The organism is Methyloceanibacter sp., from assembly GCF_058506495.1.
In genome coordinates this window covers 128,686-153,650 of sequence record NZ_JBZMXT010000001.1, presented here as the reverse complement: position 1 = coordinate 153,650, position 24,965 = coordinate 128,686, and the positions used below count along the sequence as shown (strand labels likewise).

General features: G+C 59.5%; 30 protein-coding genes and 1 tRNA gene. 11 read left to right on the top strand and 20 right to left on the bottom strand.

All coding sequences use genetic code 11. The features are described from left to right. The coding region (locus AC33YF_RS00740) for an HpcH/HpaI aldolase/citrate lyase family protein (RefSeq protein ID WP_491775269.1) at positions 1 to 657 on the top strand (657 nt) is incomplete at its 5' end. Between the two features lie 70 nt (positions 658 to 727). After that, entirely contained in the window at positions 728 to 1,774 is a 1,047-nt protein-coding gene (trpS, locus tag AC33YF_RS00735) for a tryptophan--tRNA ligase (RefSeq protein WP_491775268.1), read from the top strand. Here the strand turns inward: trpS and msrA (AC33YF_RS00730) are convergent. Both msrA (AC33YF_RS00730) and AC33YF_RS00725 read right to left on the bottom strand, forming a co-directional pair. Further along, positions 1,771 to 2,427, bottom strand: coding sequence for a peptide-methionine (S)-S-oxide reductase MsrA (gene msrA / locus AC33YF_RS00730; RefSeq protein WP_491775267.1), 657 nt, complete (start codon positions 2,425 to 2,427; stop codon positions 1,771 to 1,773). The two genes, trpS and msrA (AC33YF_RS00730), sit on opposite strands and share 4 nt — an antisense overlap. Before the next feature lie 68 nt (positions 2,428 to 2,495). Further along, positions 2,496 to 2,813 (bottom strand): hypothetical protein, encoded by a 318-nt coding sequence (locus tag AC33YF_RS00725; RefSeq protein WP_491775266.1) that lies wholly within the window; start codon positions 2,811 to 2,813, stop codon positions 2,496 to 2,498. A 177-nt stretch (positions 2,814 to 2,990) separates the two neighbouring features. On the opposite strand from AC33YF_RS00725, the gene AC33YF_RS00720 reads away from it, so the two are divergent. Both AC33YF_RS00720 and AC33YF_RS00715 read left to right on the top strand, forming a co-directional pair. Beyond that, positions 2,991 to 3,080 (top strand) — tRNA-Ser (locus AC33YF_RS00720). 36 nt (positions 3,081 to 3,116) lie between these two features. Then, positions 3,117 to 3,731: a pyridoxamine 5'-phosphate oxidase family protein gene (locus AC33YF_RS00715; RefSeq protein WP_491775265.1), complete on the top strand. Its 615-nt coding sequence runs from the start codon at positions 3,117 to 3,119 to the stop codon at positions 3,729 to 3,731. 35 nt (positions 3,732 to 3,766) lie between these two features. Here the strand turns inward: AC33YF_RS00715 and AC33YF_RS00710 are convergent, their stop codons facing one another. From AC33YF_RS00710 to AC33YF_RS00700, 3 genes are all read right to left on the bottom strand, one after another. After that, complete coding sequence (locus tag AC33YF_RS00710) at positions 3,767 to 3,913, bottom strand: DUF2256 domain-containing protein (protein WP_491775264.1); 147 nt, start codon at positions 3,911 to 3,913, stop codon at positions 3,767 to 3,769. A 60-nt stretch (positions 3,914 to 3,973) separates the two neighbouring features. Beyond that, positions 3,974 to 4,453 (bottom strand): HugZ family pyridoxamine 5'-phosphate oxidase, encoded by a 480-nt coding sequence (locus tag AC33YF_RS00705; RefSeq protein WP_491775263.1) that lies wholly within the window; start codon positions 4,451 to 4,453, stop codon positions 3,974 to 3,976. Positions 4,454 to 4,608: 155 nt separating this feature from the next. Continuing rightward, positions 4,609 to 4,923: a DUF1801 domain-containing protein gene (locus AC33YF_RS00700; protein WP_491775262.1), complete on the bottom strand. Its 315-nt coding sequence runs from the start codon at positions 4,921 to 4,923 to the stop codon at positions 4,609 to 4,611. 115 nt (positions 4,924 to 5,038) lie between these two features. On the opposite strand from AC33YF_RS00700, the gene AC33YF_RS00695 reads away from it, so the two are divergent. Further along, positions 5,039 to 5,764, top strand: a complete 726-nt coding sequence (locus tag AC33YF_RS00695; protein WP_491775261.1) for a glutathione S-transferase family protein — start codon at positions 5,039 to 5,041, stop codon at positions 5,762 to 5,764. Here the strand turns inward: AC33YF_RS00695 and AC33YF_RS00690 are convergent. Next, positions 5,761 to 6,057, bottom strand: a complete 297-nt coding sequence (locus AC33YF_RS00690) for a hypothetical protein (protein ID WP_491775276.1) — start codon at positions 6,055 to 6,057, stop codon at positions 5,761 to 5,763. The genes AC33YF_RS00695 and AC33YF_RS00690 overlap by 4 nt on opposite strands. Between AC33YF_RS00690 and AC33YF_RS00685 the strand changes: the two genes are divergently transcribed. Further along, on the top strand, positions 6,005 to 7,219 hold the full coding sequence (locus AC33YF_RS00685) for an MFS transporter (RefSeq protein WP_491775275.1): 1,215 nt from the start codon (positions 6,005 to 6,007) through the stop codon (positions 7,217 to 7,219). The two genes, AC33YF_RS00690 and AC33YF_RS00685, sit on opposite strands and share 53 nt — an antisense overlap. A 357-nt stretch (positions 7,220 to 7,576) precedes the next feature. Then, positions 7,577 to 8,467, top strand: a complete 891-nt coding sequence (locus AC33YF_RS00680) for a hypothetical protein (RefSeq protein ID WP_491775260.1) — start codon at positions 7,577 to 7,579, stop codon at positions 8,465 to 8,467. Positions 8,468 to 8,474: 7 nt separating this feature from the next. Here the strand turns inward: AC33YF_RS00680 and olsA are convergent, their stop codons facing one another. The 9 genes from olsA to mepA form a co-directional block, all read right to left on the bottom strand. Beyond that, positions 8,475 to 9,269, bottom strand: coding sequence for a lyso-ornithine lipid O-acyltransferase (olsA, locus tag AC33YF_RS00675; protein WP_491775259.1), 795 nt, complete (start codon positions 9,267 to 9,269; stop codon positions 8,475 to 8,477). Between the two features lie 133 nt (positions 9,270 to 9,402). After that, positions 9,403 to 9,852, bottom strand: a complete 450-nt coding sequence (locus tag AC33YF_RS00670; protein ID WP_491775258.1) for a Fur family transcriptional regulator — start codon at positions 9,850 to 9,852, stop codon at positions 9,403 to 9,405. Positions 9,853 to 9,933: 81 nt separating this feature from the next. After that, a complete protein-coding gene (locus tag AC33YF_RS00665) occupies positions 9,934 to 10,446 on the bottom strand; it encodes a GNAT family N-acetyltransferase (protein WP_491775257.1) in 513 nt (170 codons plus the stop codon). Then, positions 10,443 to 11,135, bottom strand: a complete 693-nt coding sequence (gene tsaB / locus AC33YF_RS00660; RefSeq protein WP_491775256.1) for a tRNA (adenosine(37)-N6)-threonylcarbamoyltransferase complex dimerization subunit type 1 TsaB — start codon at positions 11,133 to 11,135, stop codon at positions 10,443 to 10,445. The genes AC33YF_RS00665 and tsaB overlap by 4 nt, the downstream gene beginning before the upstream one ends. A gap of 9 nt (positions 11,136 to 11,144) precedes the next feature. Then, entirely contained in the window at positions 11,145 to 11,735 is a 591-nt protein-coding gene (locus AC33YF_RS00655) for a malonic semialdehyde reductase (protein ID WP_491775255.1), read from the bottom strand. Further along, positions 11,732 to 12,292, bottom strand: a complete 561-nt coding sequence (locus tag AC33YF_RS00650; protein WP_491775254.1) for a NifU family protein — start codon at positions 12,290 to 12,292, stop codon at positions 11,732 to 11,734. The genes AC33YF_RS00655 and AC33YF_RS00650 overlap by 4 nt, the downstream gene beginning before the upstream one ends. A gap of 124 nt (positions 12,293 to 12,416) precedes the next feature. Beyond that, positions 12,417 to 12,965, bottom strand: coding sequence for a universal stress protein (locus AC33YF_RS00645; protein WP_491775253.1), 549 nt, complete (start codon positions 12,963 to 12,965; stop codon positions 12,417 to 12,419). Positions 12,966 to 13,068: 103 nt separating this feature from the next. Continuing rightward, a complete protein-coding gene (locus AC33YF_RS00640; RefSeq protein ID WP_491775252.1) occupies positions 13,069 to 13,464 on the bottom strand; it encodes a DUF2237 family protein in 396 nt (131 codons plus the stop codon). Positions 13,465 to 13,525: 61 nt separating this feature from the next. Further along, the gene (gene mepA, locus AC33YF_RS00635) at positions 13,526 to 14,824 is read right to left on the bottom strand and encodes a penicillin-insensitive murein endopeptidase (protein WP_491775251.1); all 1,299 of its coding nucleotides are present in this window, start codon (positions 14,822 to 14,824) and stop codon (positions 13,526 to 13,528) included. A 252-nt stretch (positions 14,825 to 15,076) separates the two neighbouring features. Here mepA and AC33YF_RS00630 point away from each other — a divergent pair, with 252 nt between their 5' ends. The 3 genes from AC33YF_RS00630 (at position 15,077) to AC33YF_RS00620 (ending at position 17,612) form a co-directional block, all read left to right on the top strand. Then, the gene (locus AC33YF_RS00630; RefSeq protein ID WP_491775250.1) at positions 15,077 to 15,502 is read left to right on the top strand and encodes a L,D-transpeptidase; all 426 of its coding nucleotides are present in this window, start codon (positions 15,077 to 15,079) and stop codon (positions 15,500 to 15,502) included. A gap of 105 nt (positions 15,503 to 15,607) precedes the next feature. Further along, on the top strand, positions 15,608 to 16,324 hold the full coding sequence (locus AC33YF_RS00625; RefSeq protein ID WP_491775249.1) for a carbonic anhydrase: 717 nt from the start codon (positions 15,608 to 15,610) through the stop codon (positions 16,322 to 16,324). Between the two features lie 286 nt (positions 16,325 to 16,610). Beyond that, positions 16,611 to 17,612, top strand: coding sequence for a hypothetical protein (locus tag AC33YF_RS00620; RefSeq protein WP_491775248.1), 1,002 nt, complete (start codon positions 16,611 to 16,613; stop codon positions 17,610 to 17,612). 41 nt (positions 17,613 to 17,653) lie between these two features. Here the strand turns inward: AC33YF_RS00620 and AC33YF_RS00615 are convergent, their stop codons facing one another. Continuing rightward, positions 17,654 to 18,955, bottom strand: a complete 1,302-nt coding sequence (locus AC33YF_RS00615; RefSeq protein ID WP_491775247.1) for an MFS transporter — start codon at positions 18,953 to 18,955, stop codon at positions 17,654 to 17,656. A 75-nt stretch (positions 18,956 to 19,030) separates the two neighbouring features. On the opposite strand from AC33YF_RS00615, the gene AC33YF_RS00610 reads away from it, so the two are divergent. Beyond that, the gene (locus AC33YF_RS00610; protein WP_491775246.1) at positions 19,031 to 19,621 is read left to right on the top strand and encodes an HdeD family acid-resistance protein; all 591 of its coding nucleotides are present in this window, start codon (positions 19,031 to 19,033) and stop codon (positions 19,619 to 19,621) included. Here AC33YF_RS00610 and AC33YF_RS00605 read toward each other — a convergent pair. From AC33YF_RS00605 to msrA (AC33YF_RS00590), 4 genes are all read right to left on the bottom strand, one after another. Further along, complete coding sequence (locus AC33YF_RS00605) at positions 19,618 to 20,883, bottom strand: SH3 domain-containing protein (protein WP_491775245.1); 1,266 nt, start codon at positions 20,881 to 20,883, stop codon at positions 19,618 to 19,620. The two genes, AC33YF_RS00610 and AC33YF_RS00605, sit on opposite strands and share 4 nt — an antisense overlap. A 43-nt stretch (positions 20,884 to 20,926) precedes the next feature. After that, a complete protein-coding gene (locus tag AC33YF_RS00600) occupies positions 20,927 to 22,045 on the bottom strand; it encodes a TAXI family TRAP transporter solute-binding subunit (protein ID WP_491775244.1) in 1,119 nt (372 codons plus the stop codon). A gap of 319 nt (positions 22,046 to 22,364) precedes the next feature. Then, positions 22,365 to 24,176 carry a translation elongation factor 4 gene (lepA, locus tag AC33YF_RS00595; RefSeq protein ID WP_491775243.1) on the bottom strand — a complete coding sequence of 604 codons (1,812 nt, stop codon included), beginning with the start codon at positions 24,174 to 24,176 and terminating at the stop codon, positions 22,365 to 22,367. A 153-nt stretch (positions 24,177 to 24,329) separates the two neighbouring features. Then, positions 24,330 to 24,941 carry a peptide-methionine (S)-S-oxide reductase MsrA gene (gene msrA / locus AC33YF_RS00590; protein ID WP_491775242.1) on the bottom strand — a complete coding sequence of 204 codons (612 nt, stop codon included), beginning with the start codon at positions 24,939 to 24,941 and terminating at the stop codon, positions 24,330 to 24,332. Positions 24,942 to 24,965 lie beyond the last annotated feature (24 nt).

The following is a 24,965-nucleotide window of genomic DNA, read 5'->3' as shown; positions in this document are numbered from 1 at the left end:
GCCGATATTCTCGCTGCCTGTGAAGCCGGCCCCGACGCCATTCTCATTCCCAAGGTCATTCACTCCGGCGACATCATCTCCGCTGCCAAGCTACTCCAAAGCGTTCATGCGCCCCCAAAGGTGCGGCTTTGGGCCATGATTGAGACGCCCATGGCAATCCTCAATGCCCGCACTATCGCCGCCCGCGCAGTCTATGACGACAACCGGCTCGATTGTCTCGTCATGGGGACCAACGACCTAATCAAGGAATCCCGGGCCCGGGGCGTCCATGACCGCTTCGCGGTCGTGCCGTGGCTTGCGAACACACTCGTGGCCGCCCGCGCGTACAAGCTCGACATTATCGATGGGGTCTACAACGAGTTCCGAGATACTGAGGGCTTCCGGGACGAGTGCGAGAAGAGCCGGATCCTCGGCATGGACGGAAAAACGCTCATCCATCCGAGCCAGGTGGGCCCATGCAACGAGATCTTCTCGCCCACCGACGACGAGGTCGAATGGTCCCGCAAGGTAATCGATGCCTTCGGCCAGCCCGAGAACGAGAAGAAGGGCGTGATCGTCGTCGATGGGCAGATGGTCGAGCGGCTGCATTTCACCATGGCCCAGCGGCTCGTGGTCATCGCCGACCAGATCCGGGCCTTGGAAGAGTCCATCGGATAAACAGTCTTTCGCCTGGTCTTGCGCGCGCGCCTGCCCCACGCCATAACCCCGCGTGGTTTAGGGCGAGAATATGCAAGACACACCAGGACAGAAGACACGCATTTTTTCCGGCGTGCAGCCGACAGGCAATCTCCATCTCGGCAACTATCTCGGGGCAATCAAGCGCTTCGTGGAGATGCAGAAGGAGCACGAGTGCCTCTATTGCGTCGTGGACCTGCACGCCATCACGGTCTTCCAGGACCCCGATGAATTGACCCACAATACGCGCGAGGTCACCGCGGCCTATATCGCTGCCGGGATCGATCCGAAGCAAAGCACGATCTTCAACCAGAGCCAGGTCTCAGGCCATGCGGAACTCGCCTGGATCCTAAACTGCGTCGCGCGGATCGGCTGGCTCAACCGGATGACCCAGTTCAAGGAGAAAGCCGGCAAAGACCGCGAAAAGGCCTCCGCTGGCCTTTACATCTATCCGAACCTGATGGCGGCCGATGTGCTGCTCTATCACGCAACCCACGTGCCGGTCGGTGAGGACCAAAAACAGCACATCGAACTTGCCCGCGACATTGCTCAGAAGTTCAACAACGATTTCGCCGAGACATGCGCACGGGCCGGATACGCAGATGGATTTTTCCCGTTGCCCGAGCCCGTGATCGCGGGGGCCGCAACGCGCGTCATGAGCTTTCGCGATGGCACCAAAAAGATGTCGAAGTCCGATCCATCGGATCTGAGCCGCATCAACATGACTGACGATGAGGACACCATCGCAAAGAAAATTAGAAAGGCAAAGACCGATCCGGAGCCGTTACCGAGCAGCGTCGATGGCCTGAAAGATCGCCCGGAAGCCGACAATCTTGTCGGAATCTTCGCGGCGCTTGCCGGCACCACCAAAGATGCGGTTCTCGCTGACTACGGCAATAGCGAATTCTCGACGTTCAAAAAGGCGCTTGTGGAATTGGCCACGGACAAACTCACGCCCATCGGCGATGCGATGCGCCGGCTGCTTGCCGATCCCGTCGAGATCGACCGGATTCTCGCAGATGGCGCCAGCCGCGCGCACGATGTCGCCGATCCCATCCTGGCCAAGACCAAGGACATCATCGGGTTTATTCGGAGCTAAGCTTCGACGCCCGTTCCTATCGGGCAGGCAACGCCGGTGCCGCCGAGCCCACAGTAACCGTTCGGGTTCTTGGCAAGATATTGCTGGTGATAGTCTTCGGCGAAATAGAAGGGCGTTGCCGGCGCGATCTCCGTGGTTATAGCGCCTCTGCCATTCGCCTTGAGTGCCGCCTCATACATCGCCTTCGAGGTTTCAGCCGCCTTCGCTTGTTCGTCTGCGAACGCGTAGATCGCCGAGCGGTACTGGGTGCCCACATCGTTGCCCTGGCGCATGCCCTGCGTTGGGTCGTGGCTCTCCCAGAATGTCTTGAGCAATTCGTCGTAGCTAATCTGCTTCGGGTCGAAGACGACGAGCACAGCCTCCGTATGTCCAGTACGGCCAGTGCAGACTTCCTCATATGTCGGGTTAGGCGTAGGGCCGCCCGCATACCCAACGGCCGTGACGAGCACGCCCGGCAGTTGCCAGAATTTCCGCTCCGCGCCCCAGAAGCAGCCTAGGCCGAACACGGCCATTTGTGCGCCTTCCGGATAGGGTCCCTTCAACGGGGCCCCGTTCACGAAATGCGTTTGCGCAGTTGGAATAGGGGCATCGCGGCCAGCCATGGCCTCGCTGGCGGATGGGATTGTGAGAGACTTTCGCATGAACCCAAACATGGGGTTTTTCCTGCCACATTTCAGCGCGGAGGCTTCGTCAAAGGGGCGTGCGAGCCATCACATCCGCGTTAGTTGATGAAGACTTCGACGTCTTTGCGCTTTTGGCCCAGCCAATAGAGGAAGACGCCGAGAATGCCGAAGACGACCCAGGTCGGCGCGGCCAGGATCGACAGCAGGATCGGGTCCCACAGCCACTCGCCCACCGTGCCAATGACCCATTGGCGGAATCCCTCGAGCATCTCCGGAAACAGCTGACGCCATTGCTCGCCGAGCGGCGTCACGGCCCAGGCCCCTCCGCCACCAAGGCTTTTGGTGGCATCGACGACGACGGCGACCATCGCCAGCAACAGCAGCCAGATGCCAAGTGTTCGCAAGATAAAGCGCATGGGCGACAATCGCTCCTAAAGCGTCGAACTTACACCGACTAAATACGCGATCCGTATGGTTGGTTCAAATGGACCGGACAAGGCCCCGTGTTTTTCCATCCGGGCGGGGTCGCAAGCTCGCTTGAACCCGAAACGCGCTTCGCTATAGTGCGGCGCTTCGCAAAAAAGCGCAGCCAAGGAGAGATGGCCGAGTGGTCGAAGGCGCACGCCTGGAACGCGTGTAGGCGGGCAACCGTCTCGAGGGTTCGAATCCCTCTCTCTCCGCCACGAGCGCCCCTAGGAGCCAGATCGTTCAGAGGCTGAATGGCCAGCACATCTTCCACGGCGCATGGCAAAGACTTGGAAGCGACCGGCTTGGACGCCATCTTGGAGGAAGCCTGGCGCATCCTCAGCGAGGGGTCGAGCAAGGCGGCGTCCCCCTACCATATCATCAATGTTGCGACCGTCGGCGCCGACAGAACACCGCGCATCCGGTCGGTGGTCTTGCGTGGCTTCGACAAAGCCACCCGGACACTTCGCTTCCATACCGACACAAGGTCGCGCAAGGCGGCCGAGATTGCTGCGACCGAGGCTCTTGGCGTTCATGTTTATGCGAAAGACGAAAAGATTCAGCTTCGCATGTCGTGTCGCGCGACAATCCACCATGATGACGAGATAAGCCGTGACGCGTGGCGCGCCACGAGATTGATGAGCCGGGAATGCTATAGCCAGGCCGAGGCGCCGGGGACCGTCGTTGCCTCGCCCGAAAGCGTCGCATTTGACGAGAGCGAGAATCTGGAGGGCGCCTACGTCAATTTTGCCGCCGTGCTGGCAAAGATCGAAACGCTCGAGTGGTTATATCTATCGGCAGCGGGGCATCGGCGCGCACGCTTCGACTGGCACGACAGCGTTTCATCTCAGGTTTGGCTCGCGCCCTAGCGAACCTCTTGTCGCGGCGTCGCGGTGTTGGTGCTCTAGCGCGTGTGCTGTTTGGTAGTGCCGCGGCAACGCCTTGAGCAATAGCGCACGCTATCCCAATTGCGGGCCCACTTTCGGCGCCACGAGAAGTCCCGGCCGCATGATGGGCAGACCTTCGTTGGCAGATCTCTCTTTCGTCGCATCTTCGGCATGGCATCACGGCGTGCGATTGGGGAATGGTGCGCAGACTACTGAGCAAGGCATCAATCGATTGTGTCGCCGCGCTTGATGCGCTCGGGCGATACATGCTCAATCATGTCTGATTCAATCGTGTAGGCCTGTCCAAAGCCCTTCACGAAGCTGCCGTACTCCGGCACCAGCCGGAACAACACGAAGTCGTCCAGACTGCGCAGCATATCTATGATAGCACCAAAGCGCGCCTCGAACTCATTCAGTCGTGCCGTCCATTCGGGATCGTCGCGTGCGATCACTTCCGCAACACAGTGATAGCTCAGCCGCTTGCGTGCGAATATCTGCTGCGCGTCGGCTTCAGGTTCGATCAACAGAATGCTGACACCCGGCTGCTCCAGCAGATTACGCGTGTGTCGCGAGAGCCTGCTCGTGAAAACGTAGAAGCGTCCCGCCTCGTCGACCACAAAAGGGGCGTAGCTCGCCTCCGGCTCGCCGGACGGCGCGCGGGTGGCCAGGTGCAGCGTGCGTTGCGCGCCGACGAGCTCCTTCATCTCGGTACGGAGATTGGCAGCATTATCCACGGAACAGGTTCCTTCAGGTTGTTATCAGGGTGCATTCAAGGCGCGTCGCGACATTTCTCACGAAGAGTACGTCGTTCCGAGCCGATTGGCTCAATGCCGCCTCATGCCCCAGGCGGACATTCGTATCAAAACTCATAGGCCCGGGAGTTCGCTGTCCGGCAAACCGAGTTCGCCTTGAACTCCGCGTTCTCAAAATCGATCTCGTTCAAGTCGATCTTGCGAATGTCGCGCACATAGAGGCTGACATAACCCTTTTGCGCATTCAGATGAAAGACGAAGCGATCTTGGCCGCCATAGCCCAGCATCTTGTAGTCTACGCTCTCTTCGAGGTCGGGGCCCTGTCGAAGAATGAGCGCGCGAAGCTGCATGAGCGTGTGCTTGCGCCAATCATCCGGCAGATTCGAAAGAGATTGCTGCCGTGTGCCTGCGTCGTGAAGCATGGTTCACCTCTATGGCCAGGCGGCATTGAGAAGGGAACTCAGCGCGACACCGCGATTCTGACACAAGTCCGTCAAGGACTGCCGTAAGAATGGTGCGAGAGAGGGAGCGATTTCCATGATTACGCTGTACACATTTGGCGCAGCCTTCGGCTTGCCGGATATGAGTCCGTTCGTCACGAAGGCAGAGATGCTGCTTAAGCTCGCAGGTCTCAACTATCGAACGGACACGAACGGCTTTAACAACGCGCCCAAGGGCAAGCTCCCTTACATCGATGACGATGGCGAGATCATCGCCGATTCCACGTTTATACGACAACATATCGAACGGAAATACGGAGTCGACTTCGATAAGGGGTTGGATGCGAGAGAGCGCGCGACAGCTTGGGCCTTCGAGCGAATGTTCGAAGACCACATCTATTGGACGTTTCTGTATGCGCGTTGGGTGGATGAGGACAACTACAACCGCGGCCCTCGTGTTTATTTCGAGAGACTGCCAATGCCCATGCGCCTGATCGTGCCGCGCATGGTGCGCCGCCAGCTCACGGCGCAAATCAAAGGCCATGGTATGGGCCGGCATTCTGGCTCGGAGATCGTCGCGCTGGGGACGCACTCACTGAATGCAGCGGCGGATTTCCTGGGGCACAAGACGTATATGATGCGCTATGAGCCAAGCGGCCTTGATGCCACGGCATTCGCTTTTCTGGCTGGCGCGCTATGCCCCACTTTTGAGACGCCGCTTCGGACGGCCGTCGCGCGTCACAAGAACATCAAGGAATACGTTGGCCGCATGGCCAAACGCTTCTATCCGGACTTCACCGAAATCTGTAAGTGGGTGGCCTAGCTTCGGGCGCGTCTAGCAATGTGCGTAGCATCCGCTACCGCATGAAGCCGTGTCTGCGCTGGGTTTGCGAGCATCGGGGCAAGTTTACCCTCCGCGCGCTTCCTCCAGTTTGCGAAACTTTTCTTGCCCTTGGGGTGTGATTTGCCCCACTCCTGCTGCCGGTTTTGAAGGGGATCGAATTCGATGTCACCCAAAACAATAAGCGCGCCGCTGCCTGCTTCGAATGGGCCGGCGCAGAAAATGGCCGTGACTGTGCTTGCGGCGATCAGCATGTGCCACATGCTGAACGACATCATCCAATCCTTGATCCTCGCGATCTATCCGATGTTGAAGACGTCACTGGCACTCGACTTCGCGCAGATCGGCTTCATTACGTTCGTTTTTCAGGCTACGGCGTCCGTGCTCCAGCCCTTCGTAGGCTACATAACGGACCGGTACCCCACGCCCTACTCGCTCGTCGCTGGTATGGGCTCATCCCTCGCCGGGCTGCTGCTGATCGCGTATGCGACGACCTACTCTTCCGTACTCATCGCCGCCGCACTTATCGGCATGGGGTCGTCGGTGTTCCACCCCGAGTCTTCGCGGGTCGCGAGGCTCGCCTCGGGTGGCAAGCACGGCACGGCGCAAGCAGTGTTCCAAGTCGGAGGTAATTTTGGCACGGCGCTCGGACCGTTGCTGGCGGCCTTTATTGTTCTTCCCTATGGACAAGGTTCCATTGCGTGGTTCTCGCTCGTAGCCCTTCTGGGCATGGTAATTCTGGCCGGCGTCGGCGGGTGGTATGGAAAAGCGCTGAAACTGCAGCCGGTTGCTCATCCAGAGGAGCGCGAAGCGATCGCCGCACTCGGCCGGCGCAAAGTCGCCAAGGCGATCCTGATCTTGGTGACCCTCACCTTCTCGAAGCACTTCTATCTGGCGTCAATTGCAAGCTTCTACATCTTCTATCTGATGCATACCTTCGACCTCAGCGTGCAGTCGGCACAGCTCTACCTATTTCTGTTCTTGGGAGCGGTTGCGGCGGGGACGGTCATTGGTGGCCCCATCGGCGACCGGATCGGACGGCGTCGGGTCATCTGGTGGTCTATTCTAGGCGTTCTGCCCTTCACCCTGGCATTGCCTCATGTGGGATTGTTCGCAACCGCCGTATTGAGTGTGATAATCGGCGTGATACTCGCCTCGGCCCATCCTGCGATCATCGTTTACGCGCAAAGCCTCTTGCCGGGCCGCGTGGGCATGGTCGCCGGGCTATTTTTTGGTCTGGCTTTTGGTATCGCTGGCATCGGCGCGGCGCTTCTTGGGCGCTTGGCGGACATGACGAGCATCACTTTCGTCTACAACGTGTGCGCGTTTCTTCCCGCAATCGGTTTGCTCGCGGCGTTCTTGCCAGAGATGTCCGGGCCAGATTCCGAAGCCGGAAAAGAAAAGCTGCCTCGAACGGTCGACTCGTCCCCAACTTGACAAGTTATTGACACTGTCAGGCGTCATGACCCAGGGCGCACGAGCAACCGACGTCTTAGTTTTGTCGTGAAGAGTTGCTCTCACAAGGCCAAATTAACGTTAATAAAACGTTACGTTGTTGTTCGACGCCGCCGGCGTGCGGAAGTTCGAGACTCTGCAGGTGGTTAGGGCTACAATTATTGACGCAGGTACCGATGCGGAGGCTGAGTTCGGTGCCGCAGTTCAGTGTTTTGCGTAGCGTTCAGAGTTCTGTGCAGCTCGGCGGGCGGTGTTTCACACCGTCACGGTCGGCCTGACGAAACTCCTTGCTCGCAGTTCGGTTGTAACAACATACAGTAATTTTCCAGGGAGTAGTTGATGCGTGATATTCGCGGGGACCTTCAAGACCGCGCCGGCTTCCTTGAGGAGCAAATCGGTGCGGCACAGGCGCAATTCGAGAAAAGAATGGAACTCTTCACGCGGGAGCACGAGTCGAAGATCGCCGATCTTCAGGCGGAGCTCGAAGCCGTGAACATGCTCATGGAGCGCGAATACCGCCGTATCATGAGCGCGCCGGATCTCGAAGAAGAGCGTCGGCAAGCGCAGTCCTTGCCGGAGCCGGAGACAGTGGCCGTCGCACTCGAAGACTTTGATGAGCCAGATTATGAGGATGATCAGCCGCAGCGGGTGGCCGAAGACGAGGGCTATCGTGCACCTCTCCCCGCCGATCCGGAGCCAGCTCCGGAAGCCACGTCGGCGGCCGACGAACGGCCCGCGCGCCGACACTCAGAGCCCCCTTATGCGGCCCGCTCTGTAGCTCGCGAGGAGGTAGATCATCCACAGCAGGCCACGTCCGAAGTCCGCGCTCGCCGGCCGATACCCACAGAGCGCTCGGAAGCGGAGCGTCGCCCAGTCCAGACCTCACAGTACCGCCCCGACACGCGGGCGCGGGAGGCGCGTCAGGATCTGCCGCAGCGTAGTGAGCAGCCACAGCGCTACGCGCCCGAGAGCGGCCCTTCTGTGTCTCAAAAGCAGCCGCTCGCGGACTTCCTGATTCGGAAGCTCGGTGAAGCCGGCACTATGACTCTGGATGACATGTGCGGTGTCGCTGTACGGGAAGGCTATTTCGCGGAAGGCGAAAATCCCGATCGCACCGTGCAAATGACGCTCGCGAATGTCGTCAAAGCGGGCTTCATCCGGCAAATGCCGAATGGCACCTTTGCGCCGGCATCGGTCATGGACACGATCAGGTTACGCCGCGCAATCTAACGTGGCTTCACTCAGTGGGCCGTCCGCGCAATAGCTGGACGACTTCGTAACGGATTTTGTCTTCCGTGTAGCGCGCGAGCGCTTTGCGATCGGCGAAGTCGTCAAGCGGTACGGGCGGTCCAATTCTTATATTAACTTCGAGGGGCCCCAGCCCAAGTAACCGCCAAGCATGCCCTGCCATCTCCATGTCGCCATACCAGGCGACTTTTGGCCTGCCACGCCGCCCGAGGGGCAAGCCGTGCACCTTCGTGTAGGCGAGCGCCAACGTTTGAACGGCTACATCCGCTCGTGCCGTGTCGTCCCCCGAGGGTTTCACCGCAGCGAAAAGCGCGGAACGGAAGGGTAGAACACCGTTTCCATCGCTAGACGTGCCTTCGGCAAAGAAAACGACGTGGTCGCCTGATTCAAGCCGGTCGAGGATTTCGTTCGCCTTCGTGCTTGTCTGTGAGCGCCGCTCGCGATCCACAAAGACCGAGCGCTGCAGCTTTGCCAGCCATTTCACGAATGGCCATGTCGACACTTCTTTCTTTGCCACGAACGAGACCGGTGCCACAGCGGACAGGACAGTGATGTCGAGCCAAGAAACGTGGTTGGAAACCACGAGAACGCCGTTCCGTTGCGCAATATCTCCGTCCACATTGATGCGCACGCCAATGATCCGGCAGACCTGGCGGTGATACCAATGCGGAAAAGTACGAGCAAAGCGCGACCCTGATCGCACCAAAACGTGCTGCAGGGGCATTAAGGGAAGGGTGAAGGCGAAGAATGTCGCCAGCACGAGGAAAGCGCGCACGTTATGCATCAGTCGAGGCCAAACTCGGCAGCCAGGAGCAAAGGGGAAAGGCTCGAAACATCAATAGCAGGCGCGGTCCTCATGACGTGTGACAAACCCCACTTAAGTCTGGTTGTTTACTGCGCGCTGCGAGCGCGGCTGTCTATTTCTCGTCCGCCTCGCCGCGACGTTTCAGCGGCATCCCAAAGAGCTCAAGCCGATGACCGATCAGGCGAAAGCCTAGCTCGGACGCCACGCGTTCTTGCAGGCGCTCGATATCCTCATTGGTGAACTCGATGACGGTGCCCGTCGTCACATCTATCAGGTGGTCATGGTGTTGGTGACCGATCGGCTCATACCGTGCTCTGCCATCCCCAAAGTCGTGACGCTCGACAATACCCTCGTCCTCCAGCAGCCGAACGGTTCGATAGACGGTGGAAAGCGAGATGCGCGGATCGCGCTCCGCCGCGCGCTGAAACACCTCCTCCACGTCGGGGTGATCGTCCGCCTCTGACAGAATTCGCGCAATGATGCGCCGTTGACCGGTCATCCGGATCCCTCGGTCTGCGCAAAGGCGCTCCAGTCTACTCTCACGCCTAGTCTGTTTGGGCATGGCGTTCGTTGGACGCGACTACGTTGGCGCTCAGTCGACCGTTGGTGCTGCCTCTGCCCGTTTTTCTTACGTGGTCGCTCATCATCGAGTTGAGGCTTCCAAAGGAAAAGACTGAAGATCGATGCTGAGAATAGCGGCATTTTTGCCGCTTTCGTAGTAGCCTGGTCGGTTCCCGACGGTCGTTGCTCCGAGCCTTTTGTAAAGCGCGAGAGCTGGGTGATTGGTCTCGTCCACCTCCAGGTAGAGCGTCCCTGCGCCGCCGGCCTTCAAGTCCAACATCGCCTGCCGAAGTAGGGAGCCGCCGAAACCGGTTTTCCTGTAGTCGGCCAGAACCCCGATTGTGAGTAGCTCCGCTTCGTCAGCCGCCTTCCGCGCGATGACAAAACCGATAGGCTCCGCGCTGTTGGGCCCTATCGTTGCCAATAGGGTGACTGTCGAAGGACTAACGATGAACTGTGTCATCGCGCTGTCGCTCCACGCTTCCCCCTCGGCGTTGTCGAAGCAAGCCTTATGCAAGGCTGCTAGAAGCGAAGCATCGAAGCTTGTCGCCTGTCGAATTCGGCTCTTGGTCTGAGGAGCCTCATCGCCAGTCATGGCTGATGGTCCACGGCGGCCTTTTGCGGCTTTGCATCCGGAGGTCTCAAGTAGAGTGGCCGCAGGATCGGGAGCCGTTCGGTGCTTTCGGCTGCAAGTACGGAGAGCGCCATCGCACCTGGTTGCAGGTCAAACATGGTGGCTGTCAACATGCGGTCGCGCCCGCCCGCCGCCTCAATGAGGAACCTGGCGCCGCTGCCGATAGCGAGCATCAGGTCTGAAGGCAGGTCGGCTGCGGCTTCGCCGGGCGAGCACAAGCGGGGGCCTTCCAGACGAGATCCATCCGCGCTAAACAGGCCGAAATAGACCATGCCGCGCCGTGCATCGACAGCGATCGCAAATGGGCCGTCCGGCGATAGCCCTTCGACCAGAGCACGCCGCGCCATCACGGTGAGGCTGTCGGTGCCAAAGAGCGTGGCGTCGCAGGTCAGCGCGAGCCCACGCGCCGCTGCGATTGCGACACGCACGCCGGTGAAACTCCCTGGTCCTTGCGTGGCTGCAATCGTGCTCAAATCATGCGGTTGCACCCTTGCCTCGGCAAGGACCTCCTCGACCATAGGTATCAGGGCTTCCGCGTGGCCGCGCGTCATCTCGGCTTCGCGCAGGACCTGTTTCCGCGCGGACGGCAGGACTTGCAGCACGGCAGCCGAGCAGACGCCCATGCTCGTATCGAGCGCAAGAATGTTCATAGAGTGGTCTTAGAGGATCTGCGCGACTTGGTCGAAGTCGAATCGCGGCGACCGAGGGAACAGGGCCGAGCTGTCGCCATAGCCAATATTGCAGAGAAAATTCGATTGAACGTTTGTGCTAGCGAAGAAAGTAGCGTCGACGCCCGCCGGATCGAAGCCGGACATCGGCCCGCAGTCCAAGCCAAGCGAACGCGCGGCCATAATGAGATAGCCGCCCTGCAGTGTGCCGTTGCGAAATGCCGTTTGAGCGATTTTTTCCGGTTTGCCGGTGAACCAGCTCTTCGCGTCCGTATGCGGGAACAGCGTCGGCAGGTGCTCGTGGAAATCGAGGTCGTTGCCAAGGACGACGCAGACCGGAGCCTGCATCGTCTTTTCTTTGTTGCCGTCGGATAGAAACGGCTTCAGCCGCTCCTTCGCTTCGCGGGACTTGACGAATACGAATCGCGCAGGGCTGCAGTTCGCGCTCGTGGGTCCCAGCAAGACGAGAGAGACGAGTTCATGCAGGACGTGATCAGGAACGTCGCGGTCTTGCCATGCGTTCTGAGTCCGCGCGTCGTGGAAAAGCTGAGCGAGGGAGTCGTCTGAAAGCCTGTCCGTCAAATCGGGCGAACTTCCTGCACTTCGGGAATGAAGTGCCTCAACAGGTTCTCGATGCCATGACGCAGAGTCGCTGTGGAGCTTGGACAACCAGAACAAGCGCCGCGCATGTGCAAATAGACTACCCCTTCGCGATAGCCCTGAAACGTGATGTCTCCACCATCCTGCGCGACGGCGGGCCGGACCCGCGTATCAAGCAGTTCCTTGATCGTACTAACGGTGTCCTCATCTTCGGGCTCGAAAAACTCCTCTTCGCCAGCTGGGACTTCCGCCGACTCGCCCATTGTGGCTTCACCGGAGAGGTAGTGCTCCATGATCGCCCCGAGAATGGCGGGCTTGAGGTGAGGCCATTCGCCATCGCTCTTAGTCACGCTGATGAAATCAGACCCGAGAAAGACGCTTGAGACCCCGTCGATTTCGAAGATTCGGGAAGCAAGAGGAGAGGTCTCACCCTCTTCGCCGTCGCGAAATTCCACGGCACCCTGGTCGCCGAGGACGTTTCGCCCTGGCAGGAACTTCAAGGTCGCCGGATTTGGCGTTGCCTCGGTCTGGATGAACATGGCGGGCCCTTCTTCGAAATGAGTCCGATTGCTTGATTAGAACTATTCCATATTTGATGGCCTGCCGGCGCAAAGTCAAGGCAGTGCCCACAGGGAAAGTCATTGCCGCCGCGCCGCTCATTCGTCAGGCTAGAGCCAGGATTTCCTCGGTTGAAAGGTGCCCAGGAACAACCGTGATTGGTGAGGGAAAGACTCCCGCAAGGCGCCCGCCCGCGAGGCTTGAAACTAAGGGCCCCGGCCCGCTCGGATCCTTGGATGCACCTAGAACGAGGACGCCGATGTCGGGGTCCTCTTCGATGAGATTGGTGATTTCCTCGGATTTGTTGCCTTCGCGAACGATTTCTTCAGGCGCCAGGTCCTCAAAGCCTAACGCCTTGAGTTTACGCCCGAAAAGTCGAAATACGGCCTTGGCTTTATTGAGCCCTTCCTCTCGCGCGATTTCTTCGACGCCCAGCCAGTGCATGGCGCCATCCTCGGGCTCAATCACATAAAGCAGGGCGAGCTGACCCTTCGTCCGGGCGGCACGGCTAGCAGCAAAGGCCAGCGCACTCTCACATTCCGGTGTCTCATCGACCACGACCAGAAACTTGCGCTTGTGCCCCTTCAAATAAATCTGGCGTTTCTGCCGACGCCGTTCGGGTTTGGGCGTTTTCTCTTCTGCTTTGTCGCTCATTGTCGCACCCCGCCCGTTCGTATTCCCGACAGGCATGCTGCCACCTCCGGATGGGCGCAACAAGACGGTTCTGCAACGGCCACGCAGCGCCCCAGCGACGTATTCATGCGATGTCGATCGCGTGGCTTTTGAGATCCTCGATGGTCACAAGTTCGAGCGTTGCCTCGTGGGTCGCACGGAGTATGACACGAGGCGCGGTCCCGGCTTCGAAAGCTTCTAGCCAGCGTGCCGCGCATAGACACCAACGGTCACCGGCCTGAAGGCCAGGAAAGCCGAACTTGGGCATCGGGGTTGTCAGGTCGTTCCCGCGCGCCTTGGAGAATGTCAGGAATGCATCCGTTACTTCGACGCAGACGGTGTGCAAGCCTGCGTCTTCCGGGCCCGTGTGACAGCAGCCGGTTCGGTAGAATCCTGTCAGCGGGCGGTCCGAGCACGGCTTGAGCGGTTCGCCGAAAACGTTTCTCTGCCCTTCGAATGGATTTGAGCGCCGCTGCAACATGGCGCGAGTGTGCCCTAAAGCTGCCGCATGCGTAAAGTGAGGCCGACGCCGGGCGTTCCCGCTATCGAATCGGGTTGCGTTCGGGGACCTGCATCGAGACTTTCTTTTTCTTCTTGCCCAACGCCACTGCGAGTTCCTCTTTGGTGAGCACGGGAACGCCCGGGCCTGCATCCTTGCTGGTCGCAGCTTTGACGGCGACCTCCGGCAGCGCCACGCCCACTTTGAGTGGCTCAAGACCGCCAGCCGTCAGGACGCTCTTGCAGGCTTTCGGGAGGTCCTTGAGCTTACCGCGTTGCTTCCGATCCGAAACGCTCGGTCGCCGCCGAATTGGATCGAGCGGGCTGAAGCCGTTGTCCGTCGCCCATTTCGCAGAGATCTTCAGCTTCTTATCCCAATACTTAAATGCCTTGGCATCGCAACCGATGTCGTCCGAAACTGGTGCCTGGCTGTCACAGCCTGTCATGCCACTCGGGCAGTTCAAGCGTACGTGGAAGTGGTAATGGTGATTCCACCACGGGCGGACCTTTGCCAGCCAAGCCTTGTTCTTCCCAGCGACATCCGCGCGCTCGCACAGGGCTTTCTTGATGGCGGGATGCACGAAGATCCGGCCAACCTGACGGTACGATGCTGCGCGTCGTATCAGCTTCACCTGCAGGTCGGTAAAGACCTCAGTGTCGACGGTGAAGGGATCCTTCAGCATGGAAACAGCCGTCATTTCCTCGCGCTCTTCCTCGGTGAGAACGCGGTCGGGCATCGGCGTCAGCCAGATGTCTGCATCAAGTCCGATCTGATGGCTGGTGTGGCCGGTGAGCATCGGGCCGCCGCGAGGCTGCGAAAGATCGCCCACCAGAAGTCCCGGCCAGCCATCCAAGGCATGCGCGTCGCTCGCGAGCCGCTCCATATAGTCAATCAACTGCGGGGCGCCCCAGTTCCGATTCCGCGACACGCGCATCACCTGCCAGTCTGGTCCGTTGATCGGCAGCGCGACCCCACCGGAAAGGCACCCTTTGGTGTAGCCGCCGATCGCCCGGGCCGCGAGCGGCGCAGGCCCTACCACGGATCCAAAAAGGTCATTAGCAGGCGCTAGCTTCGCGGCGGGGATGTTCTTGGGTGGGTCTGGCCGGCGCAAAGGCAGTTCCATAGGGATGTCCGCCTGGGCCGCATCGCCCTCGCCCTCCTCATCGCCGGCGCTAACGTCGAGAGACTGAGGCTGAGTAAGGGCCGCATCCCGCTTGGGAGGCTTGGCGTCCGGCGGGGCGACATGCTGAGGGCGCAAAGCTCCGGGCGGTGAGGCCACTTCGGCCACCGCAACACTAACCATCAAGATCAAAACAGGCAGGCTTAGGATGAGCCTACGCATTGTCCCTCAGCCACATGCTGTGCCCCGCTAGCTGACGACGAACTTAAGAGTCTACCACAAACACGACCAACAGTTGGAGCCCCCTAAGGCGGGTCAATCTTTTGGACATTCGGATCAGTCGCACGCTCCAGCGCCATTCAGGAGATGTTCAGCCGATGGCCCTAGACTGACCCGTGTCATAGGTTGGGGGGCATCCATGCTTCCATGCTGCCGATCCTGAGTGCAAGTTGAACTGTGGAGGAGACACAACAAATGCGACGTTTCTTGGTCCTGATCGCCATACTTGGCGTCGCAGCATGTCTGCCAAGTGTGGCCTTTGCTGGCGTTGTAGCAACGATCGACTTATCGACCCAGCGCATGTACGTCTCCGTGAATGGTAAGCCGACTTACACGTGGAAGGTGTCTACTGCGCGGCCCGGCTATCGAACGCCCACTGGGACCTATAAGCCTTACAATCTCGTCAAATTCCATCGATCAACGATCTACGACGGCTCCCCGATGCCCCATTCCATTTTCTTCAAGGGCGGTTACGCGATTCACGGCTCGTATGAGACGAAGCATCTGGGGCGTCCCGCATCCCATGGCTGTGTGCGGCTGCACCCATCGAACGCCGCGCGGCTTTACGCGCTCGTACAGAGGCACGGGAAGAGCAACACCACGATCCGCATCACGCGATAAATCGGCAGACTGACTTGCGGCTGAAATGTGAGTTGAGAGCTTGACCGAGCCATGTTGGCGCGTGACGGTTAGCACTCAACAACAGTCACAAGATCAGAGGGACGCATGCACAATCGCCATGACCGCTTAAAACTCTCTCGCCGCGCGCTTCTCGCCGGTGCAGGCTCATTTCTCGCGGTCGGGGCATTGCCGCATTTAGCGGCGTGGGCGCAGGACGAGGCTCCGCCGCCTAACGCGATTCCCCCTGCAGAAGCGCTTGAGCGTTTGAAGACCGGCAATGCGCGCTATGTTTCCGATGGCGGAAAGGGGCGCGATTTTTCAGCCGGTGACGCTACGCGAGTGGATAAGCAATATCCGATTGCAGGGGTTCTATCTTCCTCCGATAGCCCCGTCCCTCCTGAGATCATTTTCGACCAGAAGCCGGGAGATATCTTCGTCTCACGCAACGCGGGCAATGTCGTCAGCAACTACACGCTTGCGAGTTTGGAGTTCGCCGTCAGCTACCACGGCATACCGCTCATCTTCGTGCTGGGTCACACCGACTGCAGCGCGGTCTTGACCGCCCTCAGCGCGACCGTCCAGCGCAAGCAGTTGCCGGGACATCTTGGTGAGATTGTGAAGGCGATGGAGCCGGCGGTGATCGCGGCGCACGGTAAGCATTCCAGCGATCCGCTCAACACGGCGGTCGAAGAAAATGTTCGGCTCGGCGTAAAACGGATAAAGAAGGATTCCAAGCTGATAGGCGATGGCGTGCTGGCGGGAACGCTAAAGGTCGCCGGCGGTGTCTTCGACGTTAAGACGGGTGTCGTAACGTTGATCTAGCGAGGGTACGATGCAGGTGCCCGAACGCAACCCGATTCGATAGCGGTGGCGGGCGGATGCTTGCGGTTGGCTCGGTTGCGGCGGGAGCCACATACTCCATAGGAACGCTTTTTGGGGCGAGTAACGATTGAAGCGCCGCGCACGCTGCGCGGAACCAGCCTGAACGCTTGCCGGAAGCCGTAGTTGTGCCCAAACCCTAGAATGTGCGGCTCCCGGACCTGTTCCGCCTTTCCTGCGCCGCTCTAGGACTGCCGCTGGGGCACAAGCTGCAGCAAATCGTTTCAATTTGAGACAATTTGGAAAGAAGTTTGCCGAAAGCGGCTTCAAAGACGAGACAAGCAGCGTTTCGGCGCCTAGGATCGGCGCGATCGGGGAAACTGCTCAGCACATCGTCATGACACCTTCAATTCAGAGTGCCTGCTCTCGGGTCTGTATTGCCTGCGCGATGCTCGTATCGCTCTTCCTGATTGGGCTCGGGCCACGCGAAGCGCATGCGCAAGATGCGCCGGACGACTCCGTGTCCGCGTCGGAACAGGGCGCCGAAGCCGGGGGCACGGCCGAAGAGCCGTCTGGTGCATGGGATATCTCAAGACCATGCGACAACGTCCAACATCCCTACCAAGCGGAGGTCTGTCAGCAGACGCGTGTCGCAGATGCCTCCGAGAGCACGGCGCGGCTGTCACGCTTGATCATGCTGATTGGCCTCGCGGGTGTTGCACTGCTGCTGCTGATGCTGTGGCCGGTTATTGCGGCCGCGCTTGCCGCGCGCCGAGCCGCGTCCAATAGCTCGGCCCGGGAGTGTCGCGCGCGATCGCCAAACTCGGCGTATCGCGAAGCCGAGTTACGGGCTTATGTCGATGTGGAGTCCCTTGAATTTGTCGACACCCCGGAGGCCGACGGCGTGGTCAAAGTCAAGATTGCCTTCCGCAACTCTGGCCAAACGCCCGCGTTCAAATTTGAAGATTCGGTGGAGATGGAGGTCGTCAATACCGACGACGATGAGCCGTTGCCCACCCGGTCCATCTCGGACAATGCGTCGGCCACATCATCGCGAGCGCGCCTTGGCCGCGACGCGACCGCGATAGCGATTGCTCAATGCGAATCGACAGCCAAGCTGGCGGATCGGGTCACGAACGGCGAAGCCATGATCCTGGTATGGGGAGAGGTCGGATATGACGACATTTTCGACCGTCGGCATCAAACGGTCTTCCAGTATGTCTGCAACGCCGAAACCTTGGAAACGGGTGAGATGTTCCGTCCCATGACGCGCGAGGCAACTGCGGATTAAGCACTTTTTGCTTCGTCGATAGCCTCAAGACCAGCTCTGGCCTACGCAGGACTTTGAGTACTGGAACGCGGTTCGCGAAAGCTCAGGGCCATAAGACCGCCGAGAGCAGCCGCAGCTGCGATGAAGAGCATCGCGGCGGAGAAGCTTCCCGTTGCTTCTTTCAAGATTCCCACAACATAAGGCCCAGCGAAGCCCGCGGCGTTTCCCATGGAGTTGACGAGCGCAATGCCTGCGGCTGCGCCCGCGCCTGTGAGGAGCGCGGTCGGAAGCGTCCAAAATGGAGCGAATGCTGCGTAGAGCCCAAGCGTCGCAAGTGTCAGCGCAACCATTGTCGGAATGAGCGGACCCGAATAGGCGGTCCAGGCAAAGGAGGCCGCTGCCAGAAAGAGTGGTAGGGCAATATGCCAGCGTCGTTCGCTTCTGTGGTCCGAATGACGCCCCCACAGCACCATTGCGATGGCGGCGAAGAGATAGGGGATCGCAATCAGGAAGCCGACGGCAAGCGAGCCCAATCCGAAGCCGCCAATCACCTGCGGCATCCAAAACCCGATCCCGTAAAGGCCGATTACCATTAGAAAGTATAGACAGCCGAGTGCGAGGACGCGTGGCCGCGTGAGCGCCGCGCGCAAGTCTGCGTAGCCGACAGACTCAGTGTGCTTGGACTCCCGTGCTATCGCCTCCGACAATGCCGTTCGCTCTTCGCTAGTTAACCAGGTGGCTTCTTCCGGCCGGTTCGTGAGCACCTTCAATGCAAGCAGGCCGAGGATGATGGCTGGCAGTCCCTGGATGACGAAGAGCCATTGCCAGCCCTTGAATCCAAGAATGCCGTGCATCTCCAGCAATGCACCTGACAAGGGGCCACCGATGACAGTTGCGAGCGGCACCGAGGCCATAAAAACGGCGACGATGCGGGCACGCACCTCGGCAGGAAACCAGAACGTCAGATACAGAATGATCCCTGGAAAAAACCCGGCCTCGGCAATCCCAAGGAGCGCACGCGTTACATAGAAGCTCATCTCCGAGTGAACGAGCGCCATGGCGCAGGCCACGATGCCCCAAGAAATCATGATACGCGCAATCCAAATGCGCGCACCGAAGCGCCGCAAAGCGAGATTGCTCGGGATCTCAAACAGGATGTAGCCGATAAAGAAAACGCCCGCGCCAAAGCCGTACACCGAGGGCGAGAATCTCAGATCCTCGTTCATGCTCAACGCCGCGAAGCCCACATTGACCCGATCGAGAAAATTGACCGTGTAGGCAAGACACAAGAACGGGATCAGACGGATAGCCGCTTTTCGGATCGCCGACGCAAGGGCGGGTGCTTCGCCTGTCTGACGCTCCATCGGGTCTTCGGTTGGCGTATGCTGCTAAAGAGAATCGGAACGATTCGGTCAGCACCGTATAGGAGGATACAACCTATGGCTATCCCAGTAGATGCTGCGGCTGCCGTGCTCCGCGAAGCAATGCGAGAGACCGTGAAGCGGTATTCTTGGTGGTACCTGATTCAGGGCATATTGCTCATTGTTGCAGGGGTGCTCGCGATCCTTTCGCCGATCATTGCCTCCGTCGCGATTGTGTCTCTGCTGGGCTGGGTCTTGATTATCAGCGGCGTCTTGCAGGCCGTTGGGCTGATCGGCGCGAGCAACGTTCCCCATTTTTGGTTGCAGCTTATCTCGGCGGTCCTCGCGATCCTGATTGGCGTCCTGCTGCTCCGGTCTCCAGAGGGCGGCCTTCTCGTCATGACGATGCTGTTGATCGTCTATTTCATGGTAGAGGGGATCGCGAAGGTGATCTTTGCACTGACGATCCGCCCGTTCCCCAATTGGGGCTGGGTCCTCGGAAGCGGCCTTGTGGGCATCGTCTTGGCGTTTGTCCTGTGGGCCAACATGCCATTGTCGGCCGACTGGGTCCTGGGCTTTATGCTGGGGGTACTCCTAGTCAGCGAGGGAGCAGCGCTCACCTATCTTGCGTGGCAAGTCCACAAGGCGCCGGCTGAGAAGAGCGGCTAAGGCGCTTTGGTCTCCTTCAGGAAGCGGGCGTAGATGTAGCCTTGCTGTTGGGTTTTCGGGTCTTGGACGCGTACCCAATTGCCTTCGCGCCCGACCACGCGAAGCTTTGTGCCTTTCAGCAAGACCTTGTTCGACCCTGCGTCCGAGGACGGTCCCTTCCGGATGTTCACCGGGCTTGCGACCTCCATCCACTTTTCCTGAGCCGATAGCCCCGCAGCTGCTCGTACGAACATCGTCAGTGGTCCAGGTTTCGCATCCTGTTCGGATGCCAGGAGTTGCGGTCCTGCTAAACTCACCGCCGAGGCGCGGCCGCTAGCAACTCGCTGGGTCTTTGGCTGGCTCCGAGCAGGTGGTGGTGGCGTCACGGTTTGAGGCTCGATCGCAGACGCATCGTCGTTTCTTGTGGGTGTTGCCTCGGCCATTATGCCTGCACGCTCCAGGGCTTCCGTGTTGTTGACCCAACTCTCCGTCAGTCTACGGAGCGTTATCTCACGGTCGGCAATGCCAAGACCTGCGGCTCTGGCGTACCATTTAGCCGCTTCTGCCCGGTCTGGCTTGATGCCTTGGACTCCCATGCGCGCAATGATTTCGGGATCGTAGGTCGCGCCCACGGCAATTGCGGCCTCCCCGCTGCCGACCTCCGCGGCGCGCCGGTAATAGGCCCTCGCGCCCGCGAAGTAGCCTACGTCGATCATCTTTTGCCCATGGGCCATCAAACCCTCGATCCGATCCATCTCCCCTGCACGCACGGCAAAGCTCGAATCTGAAAATGCGGTCGCCTCTGGCTCAACAGTCGCAGGGGCTTCGGGTTCGCCAAGCCTGGGATACGGAGCCTCGGAACGCGGCGGGTGGACGTTTATCGCCAATGCCGCGGAGGCATGAGGCGGTTGGCTTGTCGGCCAGACGATGAAGGAATCTTGGAAGACCTGATCCAGGTCGAGATCGCTGATACCGCCCAGCCACATCATGCCCGCAACAAGTGCGGTCGCCGACACCAAGCCCGCGGCGATTGAGAGGGCAATGGCCCTCGATCCGCGGTTTGATCGGCGCGACGCAGGCGGGACGGATGGCAAAACGGTCGGATCGGCGCTGGCTCTTCGGCGGATGGTATCTGGAGCAAAGCGCTGCGCGAGAGAGTATGCGCCATAGTCAGCATTCGCAGCTGCTAGCCGCTCCGCGAGCGGCGAGGCCACGCTAAGCTGTTCTGCGAGACGCAAGACCTCTTCCGGAACACCGTCTTGTTTTAGTGCTTGCTGGACCACGATAACCTCCCTGTAAACATGCCAGTAGCATCTGGCGCTGTTCTTAGTTTGCGTGCTGGGACTCGCTCCACGCCTTAAACGCGCGGAACAACTCTTCCTGGTCCTCCTCGGAAACGGACTGGACGCTTATCGTGCTGTGCGACTGCGCTAGGAAGTTCTTGAAGCTCTCACGCTCCTCTGCTTCGGCGAGTGCGGTCTTTCTTGCAGTGTCGATCCAGGCCTGCGCTTGTGAGGCGCGGGGCCACTCCTCAAGCGTCGCGGCGAAATTCACTTCGCGCCATTTGGGATGGTTAGGTGGCTGCTGAAGCGAATCGAAGGTCGTGAAGAAACGATCTACGAACTGCTGGAGCTTCGCCTGTTGCTCGGCGTTGTCGTCGTCCTTGCGGGCGACGAGCACCGCACAGATGCCAATCGTGTCGATCCGTGCACCGGGGTCGATCAGCGTGGGGTAGTCGGCGTGGGTGAGTACCGTCGGGTACGTGTCATCCTCAAGCCCCTGCGGGTAGGGCACAGGCAGCAACTTGAGACCCGCCTTCGCGTCAATCTGCGAAAGACCAGCGATGGGTGTCGTGCCGATCAGGATCATCGCGTCGATTTGGCCGGCCTTCAGCTTCTCCAGCGCCTTTGTTGGCTCAAAGTGGGCCGTCTGCACGTCAAGCCCAAGCGCCTCGAAAAGGATCTGAGCGGCGACCTGTGTGCCGCTTCCGTCGGGCCCAACGTTTACGACCCTGCCCGCGAGATCTTGGACCGTGTCGATGTCGGGGCCGGCGAGGAAATGCAGATCGTCGTTGAAGAGTTTAGCGACATAAACGACCCGGTCCTTTAGGGGGCCGAGTTCGCCCGTTCGGTCAAAGTGGTAAAGCACGGTCGAATGCGTAACGCCCATATCGACCTCGCCAAGCGACAGGACGTCTCGCAGCGTTTGGGACGGACCTTGTCCGATCATTGGAACAACCCTTAGCGACCCGTCGCCCTCAACAAGGGCCGCGAGGTCGCGCGCGATTACGGCGGTCCCATCGAATGTCATGCCAGACATGATCGTGATCAGGTCAGGACTTGATGCGCTCTGTTGGCTTTTGGCGTCCTCGGCGAAGCTCTCGGTGAGTCCGAAGGGCAGCAGTAAGCACAGCCCAGCCAGTCCAAGGACCAAAGCGATACGCATGACCAATCCCTCGTAACAACGTCCCCCGGCCCGAATGGAAAGTGATGTATTCGTCTCTGTCAAGTAGATATGAGTAATAATACAGTAATAATCACCGAATAAACAAAAGTATGTCAATTCTGCAGCAACTTAGACTACAAAAAGGCGATTATTGAGAAATATAGACAAGTATATATACGGCGCAGGGGCTGTTAGGACTGCGTCGATAGGTGGGCAATATTTACAAGGCACGCGAAATCGCGTCCGGAGCGCGGGTGCTGCATCGTTAACGCGAGTGAAGCGATTTGGTTTCCGTCGGACGCGTTGAAAGGGACCTAGCCTAGTCCGCGTCCATCTTGAGGGCCGCGATGAAGGCTTCCTGCGGAATGTCGACCTTGCCAAAGCTACGCATCTTCTTCTTACCCGCCTTCTGCTTCTCAAGCAGTTTGCGCTTCCGAGTAATGTCGCCGCCATAGCACTTCGCGGTCACGTCCTTACGCAGCGCGCTGATGGTCTCGCGGGCGATGACCCTGCTGCCGAGTGCTGCCTGAATGGGGATCTTGAACATGTGGCGCGGGATGAGGTCCTTCAGCTTGTCGACCATGGCGCGGCCGCGCGCTTCGGCACGATCGCGATGGACGATGACTGATAGCGCGTCCACCGGTTCGCCATTCACCAGCATGGACATCTTCACAAGGTTCCCGGGCTCGTAGCCGGTGATGTGATAGTCGAAGGACGCATAGCCTCGCGTTACCGATTTCAGCCGGTCGTAAAAGTCGAAGACAACCTCGTTTAGCGGCAGGTCGTACACAATCATCGCGCGGGCGCCAGCATAGGTGAGCTGCTTCTGTCGCCCGCGTCGGTCCTCGCAGAGCTTCAGCACCGCACCGAGATGCTCGTCGGGCACGAGGATGCTGGCCTCAATCCACGGCTCCTCAATCCGCTCTATTTTCTGGGGCTCCGGCATGTCGGCCGGGTTGTGGAGCTCCACCATTGTGCCGTCCGTGAGGAACACCCGGTAGACCACCGAAGGCGCGGTTGCGATGAGGTCGATATTGAATTCGCGTTCCAGTCGTTCGCGGACGATCTCCAAGTGCAGCAGACCAAGGAACCCGCACCGAAACCCAAATCCCAGCGCGGCCGAGGTCTCCATCTCGAACTCAAAGCTCGCATCGTTCAGACGCAGCTTGCCCACGGCCTCGCGCAAATCTTCGAAATCACCAGAGTCGACGGGGAATAGCCCGCAGAAGACCACGGGCTGCGCCGGTTGAAAACCGGCGAGCGGCTCGGCAGTCGGCCGCTTCTCGTCCGTGACCGTGTCGCCTACGCGCGTGTCCGCCACTTCTTTGATCGCGGCGGTGAAGAACCCGATCTCGCCAGGCCCGAGCTTGTCGCGCATCTCCTGCTTCGGACGGAAAATGCCGCACCGATCGACCTGATACCCAGCACCGGTCGACATCAGCCGGATTCGCTGCCCCTGGCGCAGCGTGCCGTCGATGACACGGACAAGGACCACAACACCGAGATACGCATCGTACCAACTGTCCACGAGCATGGCCTTGAGCGGGGCGTCCGGATCGCCTGTCGGTGCAGGCAGGCGCGTGACAATGGCCTCCAGGACGTCATCGACGCCAAGCCCCGTCTTGGCTGAAATCTCAACCGCATCCGAAGCGTCCAACCCAATCACGTCTTCAATCTGAGAACGGACTCGCTCCGGTTCGGCTGCCGGCAGATCGATCTTGTTGAGGACGGGTACGATCTCATGGTCGTTGTCCAGCGCTTGGTAGACATTGGCCAGAGTCTGCGCCTCCACGCCTTGGGTTGCGTCCACGACGAGGAGCGATCCCTCACATGCCGCCAGTGACCGGCTCACCTCATAGGCGAAGTCCACATGGCCGGGCGTATCGATGAGGTTCAGTTCGTAGAGCTCGCCGTCCTTCGCTCGGTAGTCGAGCCGAACGGTCTGCGCTTTGATGGTAATGCCGCGCTCCCGCTCGATGTCCATCGAGTCGAGCACCTGCTCTTTCATCTCGCGCTCGGTCAGCCCGCCGCAGAGCTGAATAAGGCGGTCGGCCAGGGTTGATTTGCCGTGGTCGATATGGGCAATGATTGAGAAATTGCGGATCTTGGAGAGGGGCGTCGGCGCACTCATGGACGGCTACGTACGAGAGCAAACAGCTGAACGTCAAGTTGGGAGTATGACGCACTCTCAGCGCTGGGAACTGAGGCTGCAATACAAGAGAGGCACCGCGCTCAGCGCGAGCCCCTTATATGGTTATACTTGCGGCTGCTCAACGGTTCTGCGTCAGCTGCTCTTATCGCCCCAGATTTCAGCTAGGCGCTGGGCACGGCCGCAATTCCATTTGTAATACTTGTAACTCACCGGGTTTTTCGTGTGATAGTCCTGGTGATACTCCTCCGCCGCAGTGAACGTGCTGGTTGGGCGGATTTCCGTCGCAACCTCTTTTCGAAAGCGCTTCGCAATGTCCTGCTTTGTCGTTTCCGCGAGCGACTTCTCTGCATCGTCGGAAACGAAAACGGCGGTCCTGTAGGCCGGCCCCTTGTCGCAGAACTGACCAATCGGATCGAACGGATCGATATTGCGCCAGAAATGATCCAACAACTCAGCGTAGGTCACTTTGGAGGGATCGTAAGTGACTTTGAGCGCCTCCAGGTGGCCCTTGTGGTTGGAATAGGTCGGGTTTGGCGAATTGCCGCCAGCGTAACCTGAGACGGTCTCAGTTACCCCATCGACCTTGTCGAACGCATCCTCTACGCACCAGAAGCAGCCGCCCGCGAAGATGGCGGTCTTTGTTTCTGCTGCGTTCTGCGCCACAGCTTCGTGGTTGTGCATGGCGACCACGAACAGGGCCAGAAAGGAGGCTGTAAGGCTGGCGAAAATCCATCGCGCGATCATTGAACGTCTCCACATTGTTGTCTG

Coding starts and splice junctions, on each gene's coding strand:
- trpS (WP_491775268.1), top strand. CDS start 728: ATGCAAGACACACCAGGACAGAAGACACGCATTTTTTCCGGCGTGCAG.
- msrA (WP_491775267.1), bottom strand. CDS start 2,427: ATGTTTGGGTTCATGCGAAAGTCTCTCACAATCCCATCCGCCAGCGAG.
- AC33YF_RS00725 (WP_491775266.1), bottom strand. CDS start 2,813: ATGCGCTTTATCTTGCGAACACTTGGCATCTGGCTGCTGTTGCTGGCG.
- AC33YF_RS00715 (WP_491775265.1), top strand. CDS start 3,117: ATGGCCAGCACATCTTCCACGGCGCATGGCAAAGACTTGGAAGCGACC.
- AC33YF_RS00710 (WP_491775264.1), bottom strand. CDS start 3,913: ATGCGACGAAAGAGAGATCTGCCAACGAAGGTCTGCCCATCATGCGGC.
- AC33YF_RS00705 (WP_491775263.1), bottom strand. CDS start 4,453: ATGAAGGAGCTCGTCGGCGCGCAACGCACGCTGCACCTGGCCACCCGC.
- AC33YF_RS00700 (WP_491775262.1), bottom strand. CDS start 4,923: ATGCTTCACGACGCAGGCACACGGCAGCAATCTCTTTCGAATCTGCCG.
- AC33YF_RS00695 (WP_491775261.1), top strand. CDS start 5,039: ATGATTACGCTGTACACATTTGGCGCAGCCTTCGGCTTGCCGGATATG.
- AC33YF_RS00685 (WP_491775275.1), top strand. CDS start 6,005: ATGGCCGTGACTGTGCTTGCGGCGATCAGCATGTGCCACATGCTGAAC.
- AC33YF_RS00690 (WP_491775276.1), bottom strand. CDS start 6,057: ATGTCGTTCAGCATGTGGCACATGCTGATCGCCGCAAGCACAGTCACG.
- AC33YF_RS00680 (WP_491775260.1), top strand. CDS start 7,577: ATGCGTGATATTCGCGGGGACCTTCAAGACCGCGCCGGCTTCCTTGAG.
- olsA (WP_491775259.1), bottom strand. CDS start 9,269: ATGCATAACGTGCGCGCTTTCCTCGTGCTGGCGACATTCTTCGCCTTC.
- AC33YF_RS00670 (WP_491775258.1), bottom strand. CDS start 9,852: ATGCCCAAACAGACTAGGCGTGAGAGTAGACTGGAGCGCCTTTGCGCA.
- AC33YF_RS00665 (WP_491775257.1), bottom strand. CDS start 10,446: ATGACTGGCGATGAGGCTCCTCAGACCAAGAGCCGAATTCGACAGGCG.
- tsaB (WP_491775256.1), bottom strand. CDS start 11,135: ATGAACATTCTTGCGCTCGATACGAGCATGGGCGTCTGCTCGGCTGCC.
- AC33YF_RS00650 (WP_491775254.1), bottom strand. CDS start 12,292: ATGTTCATCCAGACCGAGGCAACGCCAAATCCGGCGACCTTGAAGTTC.
- AC33YF_RS00645 (WP_491775253.1), bottom strand. CDS start 12,965: ATGAGCGACAAAGCAGAAGAGAAAACGCCCAAACCCGAACGGCGTCGG.
- AC33YF_RS00640 (WP_491775252.1), bottom strand. CDS start 13,464: ATGTTGCAGCGGCGCTCAAATCCATTCGAAGGGCAGAGAAACGTTTTC.
- mepA (WP_491775251.1), bottom strand. CDS start 14,824: ATGCGTAGGCTCATCCTAAGCCTGCCTGTTTTGATCTTGATGGTTAGT.
- AC33YF_RS00630 (WP_491775250.1), top strand. CDS start 15,077: ATGCGACGTTTCTTGGTCCTGATCGCCATACTTGGCGTCGCAGCATGT.
- AC33YF_RS00625 (WP_491775249.1), top strand. CDS start 15,608: ATGCACAATCGCCATGACCGCTTAAAACTCTCTCGCCGCGCGCTTCTC.
- AC33YF_RS00615 (WP_491775247.1), bottom strand. CDS start 18,955: ATGGAGCGTCAGACAGGCGAAGCACCCGCCCTTGCGTCGGCGATCCGA.
- AC33YF_RS00610 (WP_491775246.1), top strand. CDS start 19,031: ATGGCTATCCCAGTAGATGCTGCGGCTGCCGTGCTCCGCGAAGCAATG.
- AC33YF_RS00600 (WP_491775244.1), bottom strand. CDS start 22,045: ATGCGTATCGCTTTGGTCCTTGGACTGGCTGGGCTGTGCTTACTGCTG.
- lepA (WP_491775243.1), bottom strand. CDS start 24,176: ATGAGTGCGCCGACGCCCCTCTCCAAGATCCGCAATTTCTCAATCATT.
- msrA (WP_491775242.1), bottom strand. CDS start 24,941: ATGATCGCGCGATGGATTTTCGCCAGCCTTACAGCCTCCTTTCTGGCC.